Source organism: Aromatoleum anaerobium (genome assembly GCF_012910705.2).
Classification (GTDB): domain Bacteria; phylum Pseudomonadota; class Gammaproteobacteria; order Burkholderiales; family Rhodocyclaceae; genus Aromatoleum; species Aromatoleum anaerobium.
In genome coordinates this window covers 1-628 of the sequence record NZ_WTVG02000007.1, presented here as the reverse complement: position 1 = coordinate 628, position 628 = coordinate 1, and the positions used below count along the sequence as shown (strand labels likewise).

1 protein-coding gene is annotated in these 628 nt (G+C 65.8%); it reads left to right on the top strand.

The window, feature by feature from the left end; all coding sequences use genetic code 11:
* Nucleotides 1–628 (top strand): Ig-like domain-containing protein (locus GO606_RS00650; RefSeq protein WP_246979236.1); only part of this gene is annotated, 628 nt, incomplete at both ends.

Genomic DNA, 628 nt, shown 5'->3' with positions numbered 1-628 from the left:
CCCGAACCGGGCCGCGCAGTTGCTCGCCGTGGGCGAACTGCGTGACAATGATCCGGCCAACGCCCTGCCCGTGGCGACCGATGATGTGGCGAGTACGGACGAGGACAGCGTGGTCACGACCTTGTCTGGCGGCACCGGCAGCGTACTGGCGAACGACAGTGACGCGGATGGCGACGCACTGACCGTGGTCGCGGTCGAAGGCGTCGCCGCCCATGTCGGTCAGCAGATCGCGCTGGCTTCGGGTGCCCTGCTGACGCTGAACGCCAATGGCACGTTTGCCTATGATCCGAACGGCCAGTTCGAAGCCCTGAATGCGGGCGACCGGGCGACCGATTCCTTCGCCTACACCGTGTCCGACAGCCACGGCGGCTTGGCCACCGCACGGGCCTTAGTCGAGGTCGCGGGCGTGACCGACTCTCCCCCCGTACCAATTCTCACGGTAGCTGATTTTTCGGTATTGGAGTCGAATGGCGGGTTCAGTCCGGCCATGGAGTTCGTCGTCACGCTGTCGTCGGCGGCGACAACCGACGTGATCGTCGACTACCAGACGCTCAACGGCACGGCCCGGGAAGGAGAAGGGGTTGATTTCAGGCAGGCATCGGGGACGCTGACGATCGCCGCCGGTGCG